The organism is Schnuerera sp. (genome assembly GCF_035459645.1).
Lineage (GTDB): Bacteria > Bacillota > Clostridia > Tissierellales > Tepidimicrobiaceae > Schnuerera.
This window is the reverse complement of sequence record NZ_DATHXO010000193.1, coordinates 1-5369: the sequence shown is the minus strand read 5'-3', so window position 1 is coordinate 5369 and position 5369 is coordinate 1. Positions and strand designations below refer to the sequence as shown.

The window sequence follows — 5369 nt, the reverse complement described above, 5'->3', positions numbered from 1 at the left end:
ATTGAAAGAGGTTATAGACTTACAACTATGGAAAAATTATATACTTTAGCAGAATATTTTGAGGTATCGGTAGATTATTTAATGGGTAGGACTGACAAGCGTGAGATTAATAAATAATTGCTATTTTTGACATGTAAATTTTAAAAAGGCAATGGTATCACTTTTATAAAAGTGATACCATTGCCTTTTTAAGCAAAAACATTATATACATTTGTTATAAAACTAATCTTTTAAGATTTTAAATCCTAGAATGTTTCAATAAAAATTCACCAGATCTATTGTCTGTTTGTTGCCCTTCTTTTATTACCACTTTTCCATTTACAATAACATATTCAATTCCAACTGGTTTTTGGAAAGGATTTTTGTATGTTGCTTTAGTAGAACGAAGAGAATTATGTCCAACAAGTGTAGCCCAATTGATGGAAGTTTTTTTGTTTTTTTCATTTACATTTTCAATAAACTCTGTTAGAGTTCGTTTCCTATTTCCATCATTTTGATAATAGCTATAACCACATTGACCAACAATCTCTGTTGTAACTCCTTGATATATTTTCGATTCCAATCTATTATCTTTGATAAAAGAATCATCTGAATGACTATGGATGTCTATAAAACCAGGTGTTACAATTAAATCTTGAGCATCAATAATTGTATTTGCATACTCCTCTTTTAAGCTAGAGCTAATTTTAGCAATCTGCCCCTTTTTAATACCTATGGAAGACCTATAAGGTTTTGTTCTTAATCCATCTACAATAGTTCCATTTTTTATTATAACATAAGTAATAATTTAATTAATTCGAATAAAAACTTTATTCTTATAGAATTGAAACATCTCATCCAATTTATCATTTACTGCACTAAAACCTTTACTCATATTTATACCATGGTCTGCGTCACCAATGGCCCTATCCAACTCTGTTAAGTATCCCTTGTTCTCTATTATATTTTTGCACATATTATCTATTATCTTTATTAGTAGATCTGAACTCCACATATTTATCCCTCCAATATTAGTCTACAGATTTCTAAATGCAGGAGTATCAGCTTTTGCATCTAGTAATTGTTTCAACTCCCCATCCAATTTCAATAAGGATATGGAAGCCCCAGTCATTTCCAAAGAGGTCATATAGTCACCTACTAAGGTTCTGTGTATTTTTATACCCTTTTCGTCTAATATATTGTGTACTTCTCTATTAAGTATATACAATTCCATTAGGGGAGTACCACCTAGGCCGTTTACCATTACCGCTACTTCATCATCTTTTTCCAATTTCATATCATTTAATATATTGTCCACTAGTATGGCTGCAATTTGGTCTGCTGTTTTAATCTTTTCCTTACGAATTCCTGGTTCACCGTGGATTCCTAGACCAATTTCCATTTCATCTTTCTCAATTTCAAAACTAGGTTTGCCTACTGCTGGTACTATACAAGGGCTCAAAGACATACCCATGGATCTTACATTTTTTATTGTCTTTTCTGCTACTCGCTTTACATTCTCCAAGTCCAAACCTTTTTCTGCAGCTCCTCCATCTACTGCTTTTATTCCCTTCAGTACCTGCTCTGGTGTAGGAGATGTGAATACTTCTCCCGCTACTGCTCCATCTAACATACCTAATCCCACGAAACCACCATGAGCTGGTTCATGACCAGTATCTACCAATACAACACTAGGACTTTGTTTAAAATATGCATAATCATCAAAGGCTCCATCAGGAGTATATAGTACTGCTGAATGGCTAGTAGGTGCATCGGTAGCAGCAATAGTTGGGACGATAATCACTTTTTCCCCATCTAAAATAGATTGCATATCAGCATAATTGCTGTTCAAAATATCACCTCATTTTGAATCTATTGTTTCTATTATATCAAAAAATACATGTTAAAGATAAAACAAGTCGAAGGCTATAACTACCCTCGACTTGCTTCTCTTCTTCTCTTATTTTTCCTTACTATAAATCTAATCAATAGTATTATCAGGATTATAATAACTAGCCCAATACCATATAGGATTAATGCAATCTTATTTGGGTATTTAATTATTTCAAATAGATTAGGATTATCATCTACAATCTTTCTTCCTTGTTTTTGACTATAGTATTCTGGTACTTGGGGTATTCCATCTTCTTTATCAAAGGATTTTAGATATTCTGCTATAGCCAGCCATTCCTTGATTTCGTGGCCTTCATCATTTATTATTTGTGCTTCATAATCTGTGATAGGAATGCCTTCTTTTGTCTTTGGTACTATGGATAGTATTCCAAAGGACTCATCTCCAACTATTGAAAGCATTTGAGCTGAATACAAACCTGCTACTACCCTATATAGTTTGTCATCTATTATTTCCTCCCTATTGCCTTCTTCATCTTGTATATACACATCAGTAACCTTATTAAAAATGAGCCTGTTAGGATTAAATGTATAGTTAAGTCCTGATGAATATAGTTGAGCTACTTTCATAATAGGGGCAATGGAAGCATCTACTTCTGCTACAGTTTTTAGCTCTTTCCCCGTTAGGTATACGGATATTAGAGGATACCCGGAAACCTTATCTGGTCCTATGCCTAATGAGCTAACTGTAAATACATCGGATACTGTAATATCTCCCTTAGGAAAGGAACCTCTTATAGTACCTACAGGTGCTATAGATACAGCTATAGGATCATAATCTTCTCCTTCAGCTTTCTTTACTGCATATATAAAGGAATCGCTGATCAAATTGCCTAGTATATCTTCATCATGTATATTTCCCAATACACTATAAGGAGTGAAACTAAAGGGAGAATAGGCCACTACCTCATCAAAGGCGATATTGAAGTTATCTAGATATTCTTCTTGGACTATTTTCTTGTAATATTCTATGGTTTCATCAATTGATGGATCAGCTTTTAGATGATCTCCTATAGGTTCTAATCTATAATCTTCTACTTTCCACTGTTCTCCTTGTTGTTTCATATTTAATACTCCAAGTTTTTCTCCATTTTTCCCAGAAGAACCAATAATTGTTTTCCCTATTATTATAGGTTCATCAAGGCTAGTATGGCTATGTCCGCTTACAATTACATCGATATCTGGAACCTTTTTAGCTAGTATTTCGTCTTCTGATTTAGAGCTATCTTTATGAGTTCCTGAATGGGACAAGCAAATTATCAGATCTACCTTTTCCTCGTTTTTTAATATATCTACCATATTTTTAGCTGTTTCAATAGGATCATCAAACACCACCTCAGCCATAGGCGCATTGGAATCTGCTTCTTTTCCCATTAGTCCAAAGATACCTATTTTGATTTTATTACGTTGGATTATAGTATAGCCCTTCACTCCATAGTACTCCATAGAATCTGTTAGCTTGGATAAGGTGGGAGTTAGTTTCACTTCATCGTCTACTGGAAAGGAAATATTAGATGCAACAATCTGGGGCAAATCATCTCCACTATCCTTGGCATTTTTAAGGCTATCTGCTAATCCTTCTGCCCTAAAATCGAATTCATGATTCCCTAAAGTTACTACATCATATCCCATCTGTCCCAGTATTCTCAATTGGGGAGAATGACTAGCATAGATAGTTTGAAACAAAGTTCCCATGGAAAAATCCCCTCCATCTACTAGTAGCAGATTGGGATCCTTTTCCCTTTCTTCATTAATTGCTGTATACAGCCTAGCATATCCACCTACTGTTTTAATTTCCCCATTTCCTTCTACCTTGGAAGGATAGAAATGGTCGTGCATATCGTGGGTAAAAAGTATGGTTATGAATTCAGGTTTTCCTTCTGAATAACTGTTCTGAGGAACTAATAAAAATAGTATTAAAATGCTTAAGCAAATGAGTAATGATTTAGAAATTTTTCTCATATATACCTCCTTTTACATATAATTATAGCATTATACTATTTCAATTGCACTAGATATTATAATATTGGATTATAACTTTACATCCATTAGTCTTCATAATATAATTTTAAAAAAGATATGAACCTTTGCCAACCATTCCACAATAAGTTTGGTATAATAATTTCATGGAGGGGATAAAGTGATTGAAAAGACTCTAAAGTATAAGGCTTCAGATGGTCAAGAAATATACGCATATAATTGGCGTCCAGAAGGTGTTAATATAAAGGGCATTGTCCAAATAGCTCATGGTATGGCTGAAACCTCATATAGATACAAAAGATTTGCAGAAAGACTTGTTAAACAAAGTTATATAGTATACGCCAATGATCACAGAGGTCATGGTAAAACAGCAGCGTCTCTAGACAAAGTTGGATATCTAGGCCCTGACGGATTTAACAGAATGTTAAAAGACATGAAAGAATTTACGGATTTTATTCGAGATAGGGAAGGTAATGAATTACCTTTATTTTTATTTGGACATAGTATGGGTTCCTTTTTATCTCAACGTTATATAGGTCTTTATGCCAATAGTATACAAGGAGTAATATTGTCTGGAACTTCAGGTAATCAAGGTCTTATATTAAATTTGGGAATACGTATAGCAAAAAGAGAGGTTGCGAAAAAAGGACCTAAGACAAGGAGTCCACGCCTCAACGATTTAAGTTTTGGCAGTTATAATAAAAAATTTAAACCAAGTAGGACGGATTTCGACTGGCTATCCAGGGATGAAAAAGAGGTAGATAAGTATATTCAAAATCCCTATTGTGGCGGAATATTTACCACAAGCTTCTACTATGATTTCTTTAGAGGGCTAAAGGAGACTTTTCATAAAAGTAATGTAGAAGGAATACCTAAAGACTTCCCCGTATATATATTTGCAGGAGATAAAGACCCTGTAGGAAATATGGGAAAAGGAGTCTTAAAGCTAGTAAAAACATATCAAAATATCGGTATAAATGATTTGGAATATAAATTATATAAAGATGGTCGCCATGAAATGTTGAATGAATTAAATAGGGATGAGGTAATGAAAGACGTAATTCAGTGGTTAAATAACCACATATAAAATATTGATGCCACTAACTAACTTGTTAACTTATTTTATTATAAAAAGCTTAAGTATTAAATTTAATACTTAAGCTTTTATAAGATTAATATAATATAAGAGACCGTTGTTGCAAAATTCAAAAGCCATAGCAAGTTTCAATTCCTCATAGGTAATCTATAAACCTGTTGCTATAGCTCCTACATTTTCTTTGTGAGTTTGTTTCAATTCCTCATAGGTAATCTATATACACAAGTATGTTCTTTTTTGTTCATCACTCATTTCATAGTTTCAATTCCTCATAGGTAATCTATATACCATTCTTAAATCTACTCCATGCTGCTGGTGTAGATTGTTTCAATTCCTCATAGGTATCTATATACTTCTTCGTCTTGCCCTTCAAAAAACCTTCGCATTTCAGTTTCAATTCCTC

General features: G+C 33.3%; 5 protein-coding genes. 1 reads left to right on the top strand and 4 read right to left on the bottom strand.

Annotated elements, in window-relative coordinates; genetic code table 11:
* Positions 1-238: 238 nt before the first annotated feature.
* The 4 genes from VK998_RS04700 to VK998_RS04685 all read right to left on the bottom strand — a co-directional run bounded on the left by VK998_RS04700 (position 239) and on the right by VK998_RS04685 (position 3852).
* Positions 239-646 (bottom strand): amidohydrolase family protein, encoded by a 408-nt coding sequence (locus VK998_RS04700; RefSeq protein ID WP_325226055.1) that lies wholly within the window; start codon positions 644-646, stop codon positions 239-241.
* Between the two features lie 141 nt (positions 647-787).
* A complete protein-coding gene (locus tag VK998_RS04695; RefSeq protein WP_325226052.1) occupies positions 788-994 on the bottom strand; it encodes a dihydroxyacetone kinase family protein in 207 nt (68 codons plus the stop codon).
* A 21-nt stretch (positions 995-1015) separates the two neighbouring features.
* On the bottom strand, positions 1016-1831 hold the full coding sequence (locus tag VK998_RS04690; protein ID WP_325226049.1) for a dihydroxyacetone kinase subunit DhaK: 816 nt from the start codon (positions 1829-1831) through the stop codon (positions 1016-1018).
* An 80-nt stretch (positions 1832-1911) separates the two neighbouring features.
* Positions 1912-3852, bottom strand: a complete 1941-nt coding sequence (locus VK998_RS04685) for a bifunctional metallophosphatase/5'-nucleotidase (protein WP_325226047.1) — start codon at positions 3850-3852, stop codon at positions 1912-1914.
* 178 nt (positions 3853-4030) lie between these two features.
* On the opposite strand from VK998_RS04685, the gene VK998_RS04680 reads away from it, so the two are divergent.
* Positions 4031-4957, top strand: coding sequence for an alpha/beta hydrolase (locus tag VK998_RS04680; protein ID WP_325226044.1), 927 nt, complete (start codon positions 4031-4033; stop codon positions 4955-4957).
* Positions 4958-5369: the final 412 nt, after the last annotated feature.

Excerpts from the sequence above, each read along its gene's own strand:
- VK998_RS04695 (WP_325226052.1), bottom strand. The coding sequence starts at position 994 with ATGTGGAGTTCAGATCTACTAATAAAGATAATAGATAATATGTGCAAA.
- VK998_RS04685 (WP_325226047.1), bottom strand. The coding sequence starts at position 3,852 with ATGAGAAAAATTTCTAAATCATTACTCATTTGCTTAAGCATTTTAATA.